Genomic DNA, 17,268 nt, shown 5'->3' with positions numbered 1-17,268 from the left:
GGCTTCAGATAGGAATTTACCGAGAGGCCCCTGCCTTTTCGGACGCAGGAGAAGCACCATGGCGAAGCCGACCACCATCAAGATCCGCCTGAACTCGAGCGCGGGCACCGGCCACTTCTATGTCACCAAGAAGAACGCACGCACCATGACCGAAAAAATGGTTGTGCGGAAGTACGACCCGGTTGTGCGCAAGCACGTCGAGTACAAGGAAGGCAAAATCAAGTAAGCCTTTCCTTCGGGATGATTTCCGGAAACGGGTCGCGCCAGGCGCGGCCCGTTTTCTTTTGCAGCGGCCCCTTTGGCGCCGGTTGGATTGCCTTCAATTACCGGTAAATGCGGTTTTGATTGTCTGCATCTGCCGGACGCTGCGGCATGTTTCCGCCGCAATTCCGCTCTAGCCTGGACCTTGTGGGTTAATGAGCAAAGGGGTGGATGAGCTGTGAAAACAATTGCGATTGCCGCGGCGCTGACAGCGGCCGCAGCGCCGGTTTCAAGTTCCTTTGATGCAGGGGCGGCAGTGCCGCCGCCGCCAGCGGTCACGGCGATTCACCTGCATGCCGCGCCAGCAGCCCCGGTTCCGGCAGCGGAGCCAGCAGGCAGGGCTGTGGTGGACAAGATCGTGCAGATCCAGGGGCGGGAGCTCTCCTTGTGCCTGGTCCGGTCCGGCAGCGCGGGAATGGCCGTGCTGAGCGTGCCTGAGCACAGTGCGGTGCACCGCCTGCCGGATATCGCCGAGGCGGAGTTCCGCGGCCTGGTGGCCAGAGCGTCGGGCTGCCGGCTGGAGGGTGATATCCGCGAAGTGGCGAGCAGCCGCGGCACCATTGCCATCTCCACGGGGCTGGATTGCTCGGGCGCGGGGTCCTGAACCCAGGGCGCTGAGCCATTGACGCGCCTCAGGCGCGCCATTCCGCCATGGTCAGCACCGGCTCCATTCCCATTCCCTTCATCAGCGCGGCTGAGCCCGTGTTGAAGGGCGCATAGGTGGCCGCGATCACCGTGGCCCCGGCGTCCAGCGCGCGGACCTTCATCGCTTCCACCAGCGCCTTGCCGACACCCATCCGCCGCCAGGCGCCGGTGACCGAGATATGATGCAGCATGGCGCGTGTCTCGGCCGGACGAAGCGGCAGGGCAGGGCGTTCCTGCAGCTCATAGATCAGATACCCCAGCAGGGTGCCCTGCGGGCTTTCCGCCGCCAAGGCAAAGACGGTCTCTTCCCTCAGCCAGTCCTGCAGCCATCCGGCCAGGCCGTCACTGCCGGGCGCCGGAATGTGGCGCTCCGGCTGATAGGCCACGTGCAGCGCGTGCAGATCCTGCAGCAGCGGCACCAGGCGCTCTGCGTCTGCGGCGGGAACCTCAATGATTTTCATGGGATAAACATTCTTATTGCCGTTAAAAAAAGAAGGGGCGGATCAATCCGATCCGCCCCTTGCCGTGCCTGAAATTGAGGTGCGCTTATTCGCGGTTGCCAAGCAGGTTGAGCAGCATCATGAACATGTTGATGAAGTCCAGATACAGGCTCAGCGCGCCCATGATCGCGGACTTCGCCAGCCACTCCTGGTCGCCCGCATGGGCCATCTGCAGGTAGTCGTTCTTGATCCGCTGGGTGTCATAGGCGGTCAGGCCTGCAAAGATCAGCACGCCGATCACCGAGATTGCGAACGCCATTGCCGAGGATGCCAGGAAGATGTTGACGATCGATGCCACGATCAAGCCGATCAGGCCCATGATCAGGAAGGCACCCATGCCGCTGAGGTCCTTCTTGGTGGTGTAGCCCACCAGCGACAGGCCCGCAAAGGCGATGGAGGTGATCAGGAACACCTGCACGATGCTTTCACCGGTGAAGACCAGGAAGATCGAGCTGATCGACAGGCCCATTACGGTGGCGAAGACGTAGAACAGCAGCTGCACGCCCGCTGCGGACATGCGGTTCGCGGCGGCGCCGATGCCGAACACGAAGGCCAGCGGCGCGAACATGATCACCCACTTCAGCGGCGACGCGTAAAGCGCATAGCCGATGTTGGTCAGATACTTGTCAGCGCTCAGCTGCGCCACGCCGTTCGCCGGATCGGTGGTCACAGCCAACCCGGCAACTGCCCAGGCGGCCAGAAAAGTGATGAACGTGCCTGCTGCCATGGTGGCGTAGACTTTGTTCATATGGGCGCGAAGGCCCTCATCAATCTGCGCGGCGCGGGCGCCGGCGGCAGACCGGATGGTGTCAAACTGTGCCATTCTCAATGGTCTCCGTAATCTACTCCCTTGCTGCCCGCGCGCGAACTGCGCCGCGGCCGGCAGCTTTCCCGCTAAATATCGGGCGAAGCAGCTTGCGGTTCAAGTATTGCGGACCAAGAAATGCTTGAAAAAAGCAAGTAAACGGGCCGATTTTCAGCGGCCCGCCGGAAAAGCCGGGTGAGAGCGGGTTCCCGGCTCAGCGCAGCCAATGCGAGGGCGCGCTCCAGAACCCGCGGCGGGCCTCGGCATCCGCCTCTTCCCGGGTCAGCCCGATGTCCCTGAGCGCCCGCTCGTCCAGCGCGGCAAGGTGGTTCCGCTGGCGCCGGACAGTCCACAGCAGGCGCAGGCGGCTGAGCAGGGAGCGGTGCGGATTTTGGGGGCTGCAGTTGGCGGGGCAGGAGGCGGTTGCATGGGTCATATCGGCAGGTCCTTCAGTTGCGTTTGTGATGCTTCCCTTGTGGGTGATCAATTGTGTTGATGAATATGGCGGCCTGTGCCATATTTTGAAAACGAATGTTTTTGATGAAATGCATCAGGTGTTGTGATGGTAAGGAATCTCGATATCACTACGCTCCGCTCATTTGCGGCGGTGGCGGACCATGGCGGCGTGACCCGGGCGGCGGGGTTTCTCCATCTCACCCAGTCGGCCGTCTCCATGCAGCTGAAGCGTCTGGAGGAGCTGTTGGGGGTGGATCTGCTGGATCGCTCCGGCCGCACCATCGCGCTCACGGCGGAGGGCGAGCAACTGCTGGGATATGCCCGCAGGATGGTCGCGCTGAATGACGAGGTGATCGGAAGGCTGACGGATCAGGCCTATGAGGGGGAGGTGCTGCTTGGGGTGCCGCATGACGTGGTGCACCCGGTGATCCCGACCGTTCTGAAGCAGTTCAGCCTCAGCTATCCGCGGGTGAATGTGAACCTCTGCACCTCCAACACCCGCGATCTCAAGACGGAGTTCGGGCGCGGCGCGTTTGACCTGATCCTGACCACCGAGACCGGAGCGGGCGAAGGCGGCGAAACGATCCACAGCATGCCGCTGCGCTGGGTCGGCGCGCCGGACGGCTCGGTCTGGCGGCAGCGCCCGCTGCGGCTCGGCTTCTGCCGGAACTGCAGTTTCCGCCCGGTGGCCACGGCGGCGCTGGATAAGGCGGGCATCGAATGGGAGATGGCGCTGGACAGCGATTCCGACCGCACGGTCGAGGCAACAGTCAGCGCCGATCTTGCCGTGGGCGTGCTGCTGGAGGGCACCCAGCCGGGCTTTCAGGAGCTGATCGGCAAGGGGTGCGGCCTGCCGGATCTGCCGATGCAGCACATCAACCTCTACGGGGCAGAGCGGGTGCGCGCGCCCTATGTCGCAGAGCTGGCCGAGTTCATCCGGCAGGGGTTTCAGGGGCTGTGGTCGGCACCGCTGCGGGCCGCGAGTTAAGTCACAGCAGTACAGGCCGGGCCGTCGGCCCGGTTGGCAGGACAAGGACAGGCTGGGCTGACCGGCAGGGGCGCCCGCGGACTGCCCTGGCTGCGCCAGCGCGCCCCTGGCGGCATTGGGCCCGCAGGAGCGGTGCAGTCCCAGATGCGCCGGCAACGGGCGGGAGCAGCCCCGGCGCCGGATGGTCTGCTGTCAGCGGGCCGTGCCGTCAGCCGCTGGCGCCCGTGGTGATCACGACCTTGCCGGTGGACTTGCGGCTGCGCAGCAGTTCCAGCCCGTCGCCGGCCCGCTCCAGCGGCAGCACGTGGCTGATGTGCGGTTTGATCCGGCCCTCGCCGTGCCAGGCAAACAGCGTCTCAAAAGAGCGCCGCACCGCCTCGGGGCGGAACTTCATGTAGCCGCCCAGGTAAAAGCCGATCACTGTCAGGTTCTTCACCAGCAGGTGATTGGCCGGGATCTGCGGCACCTCGCCGCCGGCAAAGCCCACCGGCAGCAGCCGCGCGCCGGGATTGGCGGACCGGAATGCGGCCTTCCACACGTCGCCGCCGATTGCATCGTAAACAACATCCGCGCCGCCAAGCGCCTTGACCGCGCTGCGCAGGTCTTCTCCGGCGTCGATCAGATGATCCGCTCCGGCGGCAGCCGCCACGTCGAGTTTCTCTTGGCCGCGGGCCTGGGCGATCACCGTTGCGCCCATCAGCTTGCCGATCTCCACCGCGGTCAGTCCGACACCGCCCGCAGCGCCTGTCACCAGCAAGGTCTCGCCGGGCTGCAGCCGGGCGCAATGGTCCAGCGCCATGTGGCTGGTGCCATAGGCGATCTGTATCGCCGCGGCCTGCTCAAAACTCATCGCATCGGGGATCCGGATCAGCCGCGCGGCGTCAAACACGCCCGCCTCGGCCAGCCCCCCGCAGCCGCCGAACACCGCCACCCGGTCGCCGGCGGCAAATCCTTCGGTGCCTTCCCCAAGCGCCGTCACCACGCCGGCCGCCTCCAGCCCCAGGGTGAAGGGCGGTTCAGGCGTGTCCTGATAGCTGCCCTTCATCATCAGCAGGTCGGCAAAATTCAGGCCGCAGGCCCGCAGCGCAACAGCCGCTTGTCCGGACGCCGGAGACGGGCATCCGGTTTCCGTCAGGGCCGCCGGTCTGTCAAAGGCGGAAACTTGATAAGCCAGCATAATTTCTCCTCACCTTCTGCGGGAATCGGCGTGATTCGAAGCAGCACACTGCCGGGCCTCCGCACCCGGGTGCACCTCGCTATTTTTGGGGAGGTAAGCGATCGGCAGCCGCTTGGCAATAAAACGTTTAGAAAAATGATACATGAAATCATGCGGTTGAGCTTGCGGACCCCGCCGGGGGCGACGGCAGTCTTGCAATCAAACGCAAGGGTTGTACACTTTTGCGGAGAGGTTGATCTCAGGCCGCTCTGATGGGGAACCGGTTTCCGGCACAGATTTGAAGGTGCCAGAGCAGGTTATAGGAATGAAGCGGTCCGGGGTGCAGCCGGATTTTGAGACTTAGGAGAAACGCATGGCTCATCCCGTTGACGTGCATGTGGGAAAGCGCATCCGCCACCGCCGGTGGCTGATCGGCATGACGCAGCAGCAGCTAGCCGAACAAGTCGGCATCAAATTTCAGCAGATTCAGAAGTATGAAACCGGTGCCAACCGGGTCAGCGCATCGCGGCTGTGGGATATTTCCGACGCCCTCGAAGTTCCGGTGAGCTTTTTCTTCGAAGGCTTGCAGGAAGAGGGCAAGGCCCCGGCCGACAAATCCGCTGTGCCGGAGGATCTGATGGGCGACAAGGAAGCGCTCGATCTGGTGCGGTCCTACTACGCGATTCCGGAAAACCAGCGCCGCCGCCTGTTCGAACTGGCGCGGGTGCTGAGCGACGCCGCCTGAAAGCTGGACGGGTCCTGACGGCCATTGCGGCGCAAAACCGGCCTTGCGGCGGGATTTGCGCTTGCAATGAGACCGGCCGGGTGGCACCCGTTCAAGCATGACACAAGCCGCATTTTCCGATCTCGATGTTGCGCACAGGATGGCAGACGCGGCCCGCGCTGCCATCCTGCCGCATTTCCGCACCACCTCTCTCAGCACCGAAAACAAGCTGGCTGGCGGGTTTGATCCCGTCACCGTGGCCGACCGCGCCGCGGAGCAGGCGATGCGCGCCGTGCTGGCAGAGCTGCGCCCCGCGGACGGCATCCTGGGCGAGGAGTTCGGCGCTGAGCCCGGCACCTCCGGCCGCACTTGGGTGCTGGACCCGATCGACGGCACCCGCGGCTTCATCAGCGGCACGCCGACCTGGGGCGTTCTGATTGCGCTTGCGGATGAAAACGGCCCGTTCCTGGGCGTGATCGACCAGCCCTACACCGGTGAGCGCTTCTGCGGCGGGCCCGAGATCGCCATGATGACCGGCCCGCTGGGCGAGCGGCCGCTGGAAACCCGCGCCACCGCCGCGCTGGAGGACGCCATCCTGTTCACCACATTTCCGGAAGTCGGCACCGCCGAGGAGCGTGCCGGGTTCGAGCGGGTCTCTGCCCGCGCCAAGCTGACCCGCTACGGCACCGATTGCTATGCCTATGCGCTGGTGGCCGCGGGGCAGGTGGACCTGGTGATCGAAGCCGGCCTCAACGCCTATGACATCCAGGCGCCGATTGCGCTGATCCAGGCGGCGGGCGGCATCGTCACCGACTGGCAGGGCAACCCGGCCCATCAGGGCGGGCGGGCGCTGGCGGCGGCCAATTCCCGGATCCACGCCGCCGCGCTGGAGCTGCTGCGCCAGGGCTGACCGGCTTGAAGCCGGCGGTCTTGAAACCGGCGGCGCCCGCCTGTAATCTGCGCGGCAGGCCGGTTCTTCGCCCGTTTTCCATCGGCCAATCACACATTCCACTGAAGCGGGCTGCCAAAAGGAGTGTGTGAAGATGGCAGAAATCCTGATTCAAAATGCCGATACTGTCCTGACGATGGACGATGCGCGGCGCGTTTTGCACAGTGCAGATGTGCTGATCCGCGGCGGCGAGATCATCGCGGTGGGGCAGGGGCTTCAGACCAGCGGCGAGACTGTCTCCGGCCGCGGCTGCGTGGTGACGCCCGGTCTGGTCAACACCCACCACCATCTCTACCAGAACCTCACCCGCGCCGTGCCCGGTGCGCAGGACGCGCTCCTGTTCGGCTGGCTGCAGCGGCTTTATCCGCTCTGGGCGCGCTTCACCCCGGACGAGATGTTTGTGTCCGCCCAGCTGGGCCTGGCCGAACTGGCGCTGTCGGGCTGCACGCTGAGCGCAGACCACCTGTACCTCTATCCCAACGGCTCCCGGCTGGAGGACACCATCCACGCCGCCGGCAGTATCGGCCTGCGGTTCCACCCGACCCGCGGCGCCATGAGCATCGGCGAAAGCAGCGGCGGACTGCCGCCGGACAGCCTGGTCGAGGACGAGCGCGCCATCCTGGACGACATGATCCGGGTGGTGGATGCCTTCCACGACCCGGCTGAAGGCTCCATGTGCCGGGTTGGCCTGGCGCCTTGCTCGCCGTTTTCGGTCAGCCGCGACCTGATGCGCGACACCGCGCTGCTGGCCCGCGACAAGGGGGTGATGCTGCACACCCACTTGGCGGAGAACGACGAGGACATCGCCTATTCCCAGGCGCAATTCGGCTGCCGTCCCGGCCAATACGCCGAAGAACTGGGCTGGACCGGCGATGACGTCTGGCACGCGCACTGCGTCAAGCTTGACGTGCAAGAGATTGATCTCTTTGCCAGAACCCGAACCGGCGTTGCCCATTGCCCCTGTTCCAACTGCCGCCTCGGCAGCGGCATCGCGCCCGTGCGCGCGATGCGCGACGCCGGGGTGCCGGTGGGGCTGGGGGTCGACGGCTCCGCCAGCAACGACATGGCCAGTCTCAGCGCCGAGGCGCGGCAGGCCATGCTGCTGCAAAGGGTCGCCAATGGCGCGGACGCGATGAGCGCCTATGAAGCGCTGGAGATCGCTACCCGCGGCGGCGCCGATGTTCTGGGCCGCCCGGACTGCGGCCGGCTGGAACCGGGCAAACGCGCCGATATCGCTATCTGGGACACCACCGGCGTTGCCTCCAGCGGCAGCTGGGACGCCGCCGCCCTGCTGCTGGCCGGCCCAACCCGGGTCAAGCACCTGTTTGTCGAGGGCAGGCAGATCATCCGCGGCGGCGAGCTGACAACTATCGATTTGCCCCGGCTGCTGGAGCGTCATCACGGGCTGGCGCAGAAGCTGATGAATTGAACGCCCGTCTTTCAGCTTTCAGGAAATACTCCCGCCGGAGGCAGAGGCGCGCCAGCGCCTTTCCTAAACCCGCCTGCCGCCGATCCAGACTTCTGCAATGGCCCGGTCGTCGCCCATCATGATGGTCGGGAACACCGCTTCCCAGATATCTTCGGCCCGCGCGGCCCGCTGGGAGATGGCCGGGGTGGAGGCAAGGTCCAGCACCACCAGATCGGCCTCCATGCCCTTGGCGATGTTGCCGATCTTGCCGTCCATCCGTAGCGCCGCGGCCGACCCCTGGGTCGCCAGCCACAACAGCTGCGCCGCGTGCAGCGGCGTGCCGCGCAATTGGCCGATCTCATAGGCCGCGGCCATCGTGCGCAGCATTGAAAAGCTCGATCCGCCGCCGGTGTCGGTGGCAAGACCGATCCGCTGGCCTTCCGCCATCAGCCCGGCCATGTCGAACAACCCGGACCCGATGAAGGTGTTCGAGGTCGGGCAATGGATCAGCGCCGCGCCGTACTCGCGCAAGCGGTGCCGCTCGCGCTCCTCCAGGTGGATGGCATGGCCGTACAATCCCTTGGCGCCCAGCAGGCCGAATTCCTCATAGGTGTCCAGGTAGTCCCGGGCCTGCGGGAACAGCTCCCGGACCCAGGCGATCTCATCGGTCTGCTCGCTCAGATGCGTCTGCATCAGGCATTCCGGATGCTTGGCCCACAGCGACCCCATCGCCTCCAGCTGCTCCGGCGTCGAGGTGGGTGAGAACCGCGGGGTGATGGCGTACTCCAGCCGGTCCACCCCGTGCCAGCGGCGGATCAGGGCCTCGCTGTCGTCATAGGCCGACTGCGCCGTGTCCCGCAGCCCCTCCGGCGCGTTGCGGTCCATGCAGGTCTTGCCCCCGGCCACCCGCTGCCCGCGCGCCTGCGCCGCGGCAAAGAACGCATCCGCGCTTTCGGGATGTATGGTGCAGTAGCTGCAGACGGTGGTGGTGCCATGCGCCGTGGTCAAATCCAGGTAGCGCCCCGCGATTTCATCGGCATAGCCGCGGTCCGCGAACCGCATTTCTTCCGGAAAAGTATAGCTGTTCAGCCAGTCGATCAGCCGCTTGCCCCAGCTGGCGATAATCGCGGTCTGCGGGTAGTGCACATGGGCATCGACAAAGCCGGCCAGGATCAGGTTCTGCCCGTGATCGCGGACCTCAGCCTCCGGCAGCAGCGCCTGCATCCCGGCCAGCGTGCCGGCACCCGCGATCAGCCCGTCCTGCACCGCCACTGCCTCCTGCAGACGCGCCGCGTCTTCCGGCTGCCCGCCGCCAAAGGGGGAGCCGGAGAAGGACAGAACCTGCCCCTTCAGGATGAAACCGGTGGCCATTTCTCCAACCCTTTCCTTGCAAAACCGCCCCATGCAGGATACCCGCCGCATCAGCTTCGGACAGATTATGCCAATGTCATTGTTTTCCGGTAGCGGCTTCTTTTATTTTGCAGGCAAATACTCACAAAATAACCCGGGGGCATCACATGAGCAGCGGCGACAACATCAGCGGCGACGTGTCTCAGGACGACGCCTACCACCTCGACCGCAAGCTGGTGGCACAGGTTCTGGAGGCGGTGGAGCAGGGGGACCAGCAGACCCTGACCAGCTTGCTGGAAGACCTGCACGCGGCGGACATCGCCGACCTTCTGGAGCAGATTGACTCTGCTGAGCGCACCCGGCTGATCCATCTTTATGACCGCGAGTTCGACGGCGAAATCCTCTCGGAACTGCACGAAAGCATCCGCGAGGAAGTGATCTCGATCCTCAACCCCGCGGTTCTGGCCGAGGCTGTGCGGGAGCTGGAAAGCGACGACGTGGTCGACCTCCTGGAAGACCTGGGAGAGCCGCAGCAGGAAGCGATTCTGGAAGTTCTGGAGGATGCCGACCGGGTCGCGGTCGAGCAATCGCTGAGCTATCCGGAAAGTTCCGCCGGGCGCTTGATGCAGCGCGAGGTCGTGATGGCGCCGGAACATTGGAACGTCGGCCAGGCCATTGATTACATGCGCTCATCCGACGATCTGCCGGAACAGTTCTACCACGTGGTGGTGGTCGATCCGCGCGCCCATCCGGTCGGCAATGTCACCCTCGGGCGGATCATGGCCTCCAAGCGCGAGGTGCCGCTGACCGATCTGATGGAGGACACCTTTCAGGTCATTCCGGCGGATCAGGACGAGGAAGACGTGGCCTATGCCTTCAACCAGTACCACCTGATTTCCGCGCCGGTGGTCGATGACGAGGGCCGCCTGGTCGGGGTCATCACCATCGACGACGCGATGATCGTGCTGGACGAGGAGCACGAGGAAGACATCCTGCGCCTGGCCGGCGTTGGCGAGGAGAGCTCGCTGGCGGACCGGGTGATCGAGACCACCAAGCGCCGTTTCCCCTGGCTGGCGGTCAACCTGGTGACGGCGGTGCTGGCCTCGCTGGTCATCGCCCAGTTCGAGGCCGCGATTGCCCAGATCGTGGCATTGGCCGTGCTGATGCCGATCGTCGCCTCGATGGGCGGCAACGCAGGCACCCAGTCGCTGACCGTCGCGGTGCGCGCCATTGCCACCCGCGACCTGACCGGCTCCAACGTTTGGCGGGTGATCCGGCGGGAGGTGCTGGTGGGGCTGGTCAACGGGGTGATCTTTGCCATCGTCATGGGGCTGGTGGGGCTGGCCTGGTTCGGCTCGCCGATGCTGGGCGTGGTGATTGCCGTCGCTATGGTGGTCAATCTGGTCGTGGCGGGACTGGCGGGAACGGTGATCCCGGTTCTATTGGAGAAAGCCGGAGTTGACCCCGCGCTTGCCTCCGGCGCCTTTGTGACCACGGTGACCGATGTGGTTGGCTTCTTTGCCTTCCTCGGTCTGGCCGCCGCCGTATTGCTGTAGGAGACCGCCATGACCGATCTGACCGAAATCAAGGCCGCCGCCCGCAAAGCTGCCTTTGCCCGCCGCAAGGGGGCGTTCGACCGCAACATCCCGGGCGCCGCAGGCCGCCTGTCAGAGGTGCTGGCCGGCTACCGCGGCGTGCCGCTGTCGGGCTACATGCCGATCCGCACAGAGATTGATCCCGTGCCTGCGATGGCCGAGGCGGCGGCGCACGGCCCCGTCGGCGTGCCGGTGATCCTGGGGGCGGGGCAGCCGCTGAAGTTCAGCCGCTGGCAGCCCGATGGCCCGCTGCGCGAAGGCCCCTTTGGCGCCATGGTGCCGGAGGATGATGACTTCTTCGAGCCGGAAATCCTGGTGGTGCCGCTGGTTGCCTTTGATGCGAACGGCGGGCGGCTTGGCTATGGCGGCGGCTTTTACGACCGCACGCTGGAACTGCTGCGCGGCAAGCGCGCCACGCTGGCGATCGGGTTCGCCTTTGACGCGCAAGAGGCCGAAGACCTGCCGCTGGAACCCACCGACCAGCCGCTCGATATGGTCGTCACGGAAAGCCGCATCCTGCAGTTTTCACGCTGACGCCGCCCCGGGCAGCCAGGATATGTTAAAATTCTGGGCAAAACTTTTCAGAAAAGTTTCGCGCGCTTGCGGCGGGACTTGTCCTGCCGGGCGCATCCGCGTACCACGCCGCAATGCGAATTCTGTTTCTAGGCGATGTGATGGGCCGCGCCGGGCGCCGTGCCATCACCGAAAATCTGCCGCGGCTGCGTGACGAGTGGCGGCTCGATTTTGTTGTGGTCAACGGCGAAAACGCCTCCAACGGCATGGGGCTGAGCGGTGAGCACGCCAAGCTGCTGCTGGACGCAGGCGTCGACTGCCTGACGCTGGGCGATCATGCCTTCGACCAGAAGGACATGCTGCAGTACATCGAGAAAGAGCCGCGCATCATCCGCCCCTTGAACTTTGCCAAGGGCGCCCCCGGCCGCGGCTACCGCCTGTTCAACGCGCCGGGCGGACGCAAGGTGCTGGTGGCGCAGGTGCTGGGCCAGGTGTTCATGAAACGCGCCTTTGACGACCCCTTCGGCGCGGTGGAGGCGGTTCTGAAAGCGCATCCGCGCGGCGGGCTGGCGCAGGCGGTGATCGTCGACATGCATTGCGAGGCCACCTCGGAGAAGATGGCAATGGGCCATTTCTGCAACGGCCGCGCGTCGCTGGTTGCAGGCACCCACACCCATGTGCCGACCGCGGACGCGCAGATCCTGTCCGAAGGCACAGGCTATCTGACCGATGCGGGCATGTGCGGCGACTACAATTCGGTCATCGGCATGGACAAGGCCGAACCGATGCGCCGCTTCCTGACCGGTATGCCCAAAACCCGCTTTACCCCCGCAGACGGCGAAGCCACCCTGTCCGGCGTCTTTGTCGAGACCGACGACCGCACCGGCGCTGCAAAGCAGATTCGCATGGTGCGCAACGGCGGGCTCCTGCAGGAATCGGCTCTCTGAACGGCGGCCTCTGGCCGCCGCCGGCAGGCTGGGGCGGCAGGATCGGCCTGAACTGCCGGGAATTTCTGCGGATTCTCCTGAATGGCACCGGGCGCGCCTGTGCAGGTGCGGAATTTCTTGCTCCGCCAAAGGGTTTCAGGGAAACTGCGCGATGGCAGAGCGCTGTCCCGCGCGCTAAACCCGCCTTAAACAATATGGGCATAGTCACGGCACATGCAGTTTTTCCAATTTGGTGACACCGGCAGCCCCATCGTGGCGCTTGCGATTGTCCTGGCCATGTTTGTGGCGTTCCTGCGGGAGACTTACCCGACCGAGGTGGTGGCGCTGACCGGCGTGGCGGCCATGCTGGCCACGGGCGTCCTGCCGTACAGCGAGGCGCTGCCGGTGCTGGCCAACCCGGCGCCCTGGACCATCGCCGCGATGTTCATCATCATGGGCGCACTGGTGCGCACTGGCGCGCTGGATGCCTTCACCCAGATCGCCAAGAAGCAGGCAGAGGTCAACCCAAGGCTCGCTGTTGCCCTGCTGATGGCGTTTGTTGTGTCCGCCTCGGCTGTGGTCTCCAATACGCCGGTCGTGGTGGTGATGATCCCGGTGTTCATCCAGATCTCCCGGATCTTGAACGTTTCGGCCTCCAAGATGCTGATCCCGCTCAGCTATGCTGCAATCCTGGGCGGCACGCTGACGCTGATCGGCACCTCGACCAACCTCTTGGTGGATGGTGTCGCGCGGGCGCAGGGGCTGGAGCCCTTCACCATTTTCGAAGTCACCCCGCTGGGCCTGATCCTGATCGCCTACGGCATGGTGTACCTGCGCTTCATCGCGCCGCGGCTGCTGCCGGAACGCGACAGCATGGCGGCCATGCTGAGCGACAAGTCGAAGATGAAGTTCTTCACCGAGGCGGTGATCCCGCCGGAAAGCAACCTGATCGGCCGCGAAGTCTCCGGCGTGCAGCTGTTCAAGCGCCCGGGCGTGCGGCTGATCGACGTGATCCGCGGCGACGAGTCCCTGCGCCGCAATCTCGAAGGCGTTAAGCTGCAGGTCGGAGACCGGGTGGTCTTGCGCACGCGGATGACAGAGCTTCTGAGCCTGCAAAGCAACAAGGAGCTGAAGCGGGTCGACCAGGTTTCCGCGGTGGAAACCCAGACCGTCGAAGTGCTGATCACCCCGGGCTGCCGCATGGTGGGCCGCTCGCTCGGTGCCCTGCGCCTGCGCCGCCGCTACGGCGTCTACACGCTGGCGGTGCACCGGCGGAATCAGAATATCGGCGTGCAGCTCGACGATCTGGTGGTGCGGATCGGCGACACCCTGCTGCTGGAGGGCGCGCCCGCGGACATCCAGCGTCTGGCCGCCGACATGGACCTGGCGGATGTCTCGCAGCCGACCCAGCGCGCCTACCGCCGCAGCCACGCGCCCATTGCAGTTGCCGCGCTTTTGGGCATCGTGGTGCTGGCCGCCTTTGGGGTGGCGCCGATCCTGATGCTGTCGGTGCTGATGGTGTCGCTGGTCTTTATCACCCGCTGCATCGACGCGGATGAGGCGTTTTCCTTTGTCGACGGGCAGCTGTTGGCGCTGATCTTTTCGATGCTGGCGATTGGCGCGGCTCTGGAAAGCTCCGGTGCGGTTGCCCTGATCGTCAGCGGCATCGCGCCGGCCCTGTCGATGCTGCCGCCGTTCCTTCTGGTCTGGGCGGTCTACCTGCTGACGTCGGTCCTGACTGAGCTGGTGTCCAACAATGCGGTGGCGGTGGTGGTGACCCCGATTGCCATCGGCCTCGCCGAGGCCATGGGGGTCGACCCGCGCCCGCTGGTGGTGGCGGTGATGGTGGCGGCTTCGGCCTCCTTTGCCACCCCGATCGGCTATCAGACCAATACACTGGTTTACGGCCCGGGCGGCTATAAGTTCACCGATTTCCTGCGTGTCGGCATCCCGCTGAACCTGACCGTCGGTATGCTGGCCTCGCTGATCATTCCGTTCATCTGGCCGCTCTGATCCGCGGGGATGAGACCGGCTGCGGCAGACAACCGCCGGGCAGGCAAGTCTTTACGGGAAATTAGCAGTGCAAGCCCCATATTGAACCGGGTGAGTGTTCAATTGGGGGGTATCATGGAGACGCGGAGAATTTTCCTGTTTATTGTGCTGGCTGGTTCGACGGCCATCGCGCTGGTGTCGCAGGCTTGGGCGGCCGATGCGGGGCAGGCTGTGGCGGCTGCGGTGCAGGCGGCAAAATCCTTTTAGGGATTACGGCAAAACGTTTGAGTAGAAGTATTGCGCTGTCCCGTCACAGCGGCCAGAACACCAGAATGGCCGGGATCGACACGGCGATGACCAATATTTCCAGCGGCAGGCCCATGCGCCAGTAATCGCCAAAGCGGTAGCCGCCGGGTCCCAGCACCAGCGTGTTGTTCTTGTGCCCGATCGGCGTCAGGAAGGCCGCGGAGGCCGCCACCGCAACTGCCATCAGGAACGGATCGGGCGACACCCCCAGGGTGTTCGCCATCTGGATGCCTACAGGGGCCGCGACGATTGCCGTGGCCGTGTTGTTCAGCACATCCGACAGGGTCATCGTGACCACCATCAGCACGGTCAGCACCACCCAGGCCGGCAGGCCGTCTGTCAGCGTGATCAGCGCTCCTGCAATCAGCGCGGTGCCGCCAGAGGTATCCAGCGCCGCCCCCAGCGGGATCATCGAGCCGAGCAGCACCACCACCGGCCATTCCACATGATCATAGATCTCCGCCACCGGCAGGATCTTCAGCAGCACGTAACCCACCGCAACCAGACCCAGTGCGACCGGCAGATAGAGCAGCCCAACCGAGGCCGCGACCACTGCCGCGGCAAACAGCCCGATCGCGGCCCAGGTCTTGTCATTGGCCGTCACCGACAGGCCGCGGGCGGCCAGCGGCAGGCAGCCCAGCCAGTCGGCGACGTCGGCGCTGCGTCCGCGCGGGCACAGCAGCAGCAGGATATCCCCCGCCTCGATCCCGGTCTGACGGATGTGGTGGGTGATCCGGCGGCCTTGCCGGGAAATTCCCAGCAGCACCGCGTTTTGCCGCCAGGACAGGCCGATGGCCTGGGCGCTGCGGCCGCGGATGCGTGCGGTCTCGGGCACCACCAGCTCCAGCAGCTCCAGTCCTTCGCCCGCCGCGGTCAGCTTTTCCTGCCGGGCGGCATCGGCAAAATCCAGCTTCAGCGCGCTGCGGAATTCATCCAGCGCTTCCGGCTCGGCCTCGATCACCAGCGCGTCGCCCTCCCGCAGAATGGCCGCGACAGAGCGCCCGTAGCGCCGCTTGCCATCCCGGATCAGCCCGAGAATGGCGACATCCGCCTTCTCGGCCTCTTCATCCAGCTCCCCAAGGCGCTTGCCGATAAGGCTGGACTCCTCGCCCACCGTCAGCTCCGCGATATAGGGCGCCAGCTGCGCCTCCGAGGCGCCGGCCGCATTCTCCCGCGCCGGGATCAGCCGCCAGCCGATCAGCGCCACGAACGCCAGCCCGGCCAGCGCCGCCGCGCCGCCCACGGGGGCAAAATCGAACATCCGGAACGGCTCGCCCAGCGTTTCCTCGCGGATCGCCGAAATGATGATGTTGGGCGGCGTGCCGATCAGCGTGACCATGCCGCCCAGGATGGTGGCAAAGGACAGGGGCATCAGGCTCAGCCCCGGCGCGCGGCCCGCCTTGCGGGCGGTCTGGATGTCCACAGGCATCAGGAGCGCCAGCGCCGCCACATTGTTCATGAAGGCCGACAGCACCGCGCCGACGCCGCCCATCAGCGCGATATGGGCGCCCAGTCCGCGGGCGCTGTCCACCAGCGTCCGGGTGATCAGGAACACCGCGCCCGAGCGCACCAGCCCGGCCGAGACGATCAGCACCAGCGCCACCACCAGCGTTGCGGCATGGCCGAAGCCGGCAAACGCCTCGCTTGCGGGCACCACCCCCAGCACCACGCCCGCCATCAGCGCGGCAAAGGCCACCAGGTCGTAACGCCAGCGCCCCCACAGAAGCAGGCCGAAAACGGCGGCAAAAAGGGCAAATAAAACGGCTTGATCGAATGTCATACCGCCACCTTAGCCATCCAAAACAAGGGAACAAGAGCGAAGCCGGGGCAGGGGCGCTTGAAAGCAGGCGGCGGCACGGGCTATATGAGCGCCAATTCGGATATTCAGCAGCAAGGATGCACCATGGCAGGCCATTCAAAATGGGCTAACATTCAGCACCGCAAGGGCCGTCAGGACGCGGCGCGGTCAAAACTGTTTTCCAAGCTGGCCAAGGAGATCACCGTGGCCGCCAAGATGGGCGACCCCGATCCCGACAAGAACCCGCGCCTGCGCCTGGCCGTGAAGGAAGCCAAGTCGCAGTCCGTCCCCAAGGACGTGATCGAACGCGCCATCAAGAAGGCCATTGGCGGAGACGCCGAGAACTATGATGAAATCCGCTACGAGGGTTACGGCCCGGCCGGCGTTGCGGTGATCGTCGAGGCGATGACCGACAACAAGAACCGCACCGCCTCCAACGTGCGCTCGATCTTCGGCAAGAACGGCGGCAACCTGGGCGAAACCGGCTCGGTCGGCTTCATGTTCGACCGCAAGGGCGAGGTGACCTACCCGGCCTCCGTCGGGGACGCCGACACCGTGATGATGGCGGCGATCGAAGCCGGCGCCGAGGATGTCGAAAGCTCCGAGGACGGCCACATCATCTATTGCGCCGACACCGACCTGAATGACGTGTCCAACGCTCTGGAAGCGGAGCTGGGCGAATCCGAGTCGACCAAGCTGGTGTGGAAACCGACCACGACCACCGAGCTGGACCTGGACGGCATGCAGAAGCTGATGAAGCTGGTCGATGCGCTGGAAGACGATGACGACGTGCAGCGCGTGACCACCAACTTCGAGGCCTCCGACGAGGTCATGGCTCAGCTTTAAGCCGCCGCCCTGCGCGATCCATCAAGGCCCGCCATCCCGGCGGGCCTTTT

Annotated in this window: 18 protein-coding genes; 12 read left to right on the top strand and 6 right to left on the bottom strand. The window is 65.2% G+C overall.

The window, feature by feature from the left end:
* Window positions 1–58 precede the first annotated feature (58 nt).
* Window positions 59–226 carry a 50S ribosomal protein L33 gene (rpmG, locus tag DAEP_RS0108135; protein WP_008554190.1) on the top strand — a complete coding sequence of 56 codons (168 nt, stop codon included), beginning with the start codon at window positions 59–61 and terminating at the stop codon, window positions 224–226.
* A 378-nt stretch (window positions 227–604) separates the two neighbouring features.
* Window positions 605–865, top strand: a complete 261-nt coding sequence (locus tag DAEP_RS24305) for a hypothetical protein (RefSeq protein ID WP_154665038.1) — start codon at window positions 605–607, stop codon at window positions 863–865.
* A 28-nt stretch (window positions 866–893) separates the two neighbouring features.
* On the opposite strand, the gene DAEP_RS0108120 is transcribed toward DAEP_RS24305, so the two are convergent.
* From DAEP_RS0108120 to DAEP_RS0108110, 3 genes are all read right to left on the bottom strand, one after another.
* Entirely contained in the window at window positions 894–1,367 is a 474-nt protein-coding gene (locus tag DAEP_RS0108120; RefSeq protein ID WP_027244313.1) for a GNAT family N-acetyltransferase, read from the bottom strand.
* Between the two features lie 85 nt (window positions 1,368–1,452).
* Window positions 1,453–2,229: a Bax inhibitor-1/YccA family protein gene (locus DAEP_RS0108115; protein WP_008557064.1), complete on the bottom strand. Its 777-nt coding sequence runs from the start codon at window positions 2,227–2,229 to the stop codon at window positions 1,453–1,455.
* Between the two features lie 196 nt (window positions 2,230–2,425).
* Entirely contained in the window at window positions 2,426–2,647 is a 222-nt protein-coding gene (locus DAEP_RS0108110; RefSeq protein WP_027244312.1) for a DUF1127 domain-containing protein, read from the bottom strand.
* 126 nt (window positions 2,648–2,773) lie between these two features.
* On the opposite strand from DAEP_RS0108110, the gene DAEP_RS0108105 reads away from it, so the two are divergent.
* Window positions 2,774–3,655 carry a LysR family transcriptional regulator gene (locus DAEP_RS0108105; protein WP_008556602.1) on the top strand — a complete coding sequence of 294 codons (882 nt, stop codon included), beginning with the start codon at window positions 2,774–2,776 and terminating at the stop codon, window positions 3,653–3,655.
* A gap of 208 nt (window positions 3,656–3,863) precedes the next feature.
* Here DAEP_RS0108105 and DAEP_RS0108100 read toward each other — a convergent pair whose 3' ends face one another.
* Complete coding sequence (locus DAEP_RS0108100; protein WP_027244311.1) at window positions 3,864–4,832, bottom strand: NADPH:quinone oxidoreductase family protein; 969 nt, start codon at window positions 4,830–4,832, stop codon at window positions 3,864–3,866.
* A 352-nt stretch (window positions 4,833–5,184) separates the two neighbouring features.
* Here DAEP_RS0108100 and DAEP_RS0108095 point away from each other — a divergent pair, with 352 nt between their 5' ends.
* The 3 genes from DAEP_RS0108095 (at window position 5,185) to DAEP_RS0108085 (ending at window position 7,913) form a co-directional block, all read left to right on the top strand.
* Window positions 5,185–5,556 carry a helix-turn-helix domain-containing protein gene (locus tag DAEP_RS0108095; RefSeq protein WP_027244310.1) on the top strand — a complete coding sequence of 124 codons (372 nt, stop codon included), beginning with the start codon at window positions 5,185–5,187 and terminating at the stop codon, window positions 5,554–5,556.
* 97 nt (window positions 5,557–5,653) lie between these two features.
* Window positions 5,654–6,445 carry a histidinol-phosphatase gene (gene hisN / locus DAEP_RS0108090; RefSeq protein WP_027244309.1) on the top strand — a complete coding sequence of 264 codons (792 nt, stop codon included), beginning with the start codon at window positions 5,654–5,656 and terminating at the stop codon, window positions 6,443–6,445.
* Window positions 6,446–6,578: 133 nt separating this feature from the next.
* Window positions 6,579–7,913, top strand: coding sequence for an 8-oxoguanine deaminase (locus tag DAEP_RS0108085; RefSeq protein WP_027244308.1), 1,335 nt, complete (start codon window positions 6,579–6,581; stop codon window positions 7,911–7,913).
* Window positions 7,914–7,976: 63 nt separating this feature from the next.
* Here the strand turns inward: DAEP_RS0108085 and guaD are convergent, their stop codons facing one another.
* Entirely contained in the window at window positions 7,977–9,263 is a 1,287-nt protein-coding gene (gene guaD / locus DAEP_RS0108080; RefSeq protein ID WP_027244307.1) for a guanine deaminase, read from the bottom strand.
* A 146-nt stretch (window positions 9,264–9,409) separates the two neighbouring features.
* On the opposite strand from guaD, the gene mgtE reads away from it, so the two are divergent.
* The 5 genes from mgtE to DAEP_RS24485 all read left to right on the top strand — a co-directional run bounded on the left by mgtE (window position 9,410) and on the right by DAEP_RS24485 (window position 14,535).
* The gene (gene mgtE, locus DAEP_RS0108075; RefSeq protein WP_027244306.1) at window positions 9,410–10,798 is read left to right on the top strand and encodes a magnesium transporter; all 1,389 of its coding nucleotides are present in this window, start codon (window positions 9,410–9,412) and stop codon (window positions 10,796–10,798) included.
* Between the two features lie 9 nt (window positions 10,799–10,807).
* On the top strand, window positions 10,808–11,371 hold the full coding sequence (locus tag DAEP_RS0108070; RefSeq protein WP_027244305.1) for a 5-formyltetrahydrofolate cyclo-ligase: 564 nt from the start codon (window positions 10,808–10,810) through the stop codon (window positions 11,369–11,371).
* A 113-nt stretch (window positions 11,372–11,484) separates the two neighbouring features.
* Window positions 11,485–12,297 (top strand): TIGR00282 family metallophosphoesterase, encoded by an 813-nt coding sequence (locus DAEP_RS0108065; RefSeq protein ID WP_027244304.1) that lies wholly within the window; start codon window positions 11,485–11,487, stop codon window positions 12,295–12,297.
* Between the two features lie 213 nt (window positions 12,298–12,510).
* Window positions 12,511–14,289, top strand: coding sequence for an SLC13 family permease (locus DAEP_RS0108060; protein WP_008556152.1), 1,779 nt, complete (start codon window positions 12,511–12,513; stop codon window positions 14,287–14,289).
* 114 nt (window positions 14,290–14,403) lie between these two features.
* Window positions 14,404–14,535 carry a hypothetical protein gene (locus tag DAEP_RS24485; protein WP_008555071.1) on the top strand — a complete coding sequence of 44 codons (132 nt, stop codon included), beginning with the start codon at window positions 14,404–14,406 and terminating at the stop codon, window positions 14,533–14,535.
* Window positions 14,536–14,578: 43 nt separating this feature from the next.
* Here the strand turns inward: DAEP_RS24485 and DAEP_RS0108050 are convergent, their stop codons facing one another.
* Window positions 14,579–16,354, bottom strand: coding sequence for an SLC13 family permease (locus DAEP_RS0108050; RefSeq protein WP_027244303.1), 1,776 nt, complete (start codon window positions 16,352–16,354; stop codon window positions 14,579–14,581).
* A 123-nt stretch (window positions 16,355–16,477) separates the two neighbouring features.
* On the opposite strand from DAEP_RS0108050, the gene DAEP_RS0108045 reads away from it, so the two are divergent.
* Complete coding sequence (locus DAEP_RS0108045; RefSeq protein WP_027244302.1) at window positions 16,478–17,218, top strand: YebC/PmpR family DNA-binding transcriptional regulator; 741 nt, start codon at window positions 16,478–16,480, stop codon at window positions 17,216–17,218.
* Window positions 17,219–17,268: the final 50 nt, after the last annotated feature.

The sequence above is a fragment of the Leisingera daeponensis DSM 23529 genome (genome assembly GCF_000473145.1).
GTDB lineage: Bacteria > Pseudomonadota > Alphaproteobacteria > Rhodobacterales > Rhodobacteraceae > Leisingera > Leisingera daeponensis.
Note: the sequence above shows the minus strand (reverse complement) of the source record. Positions and strands in the feature narration are given on the sequence as shown.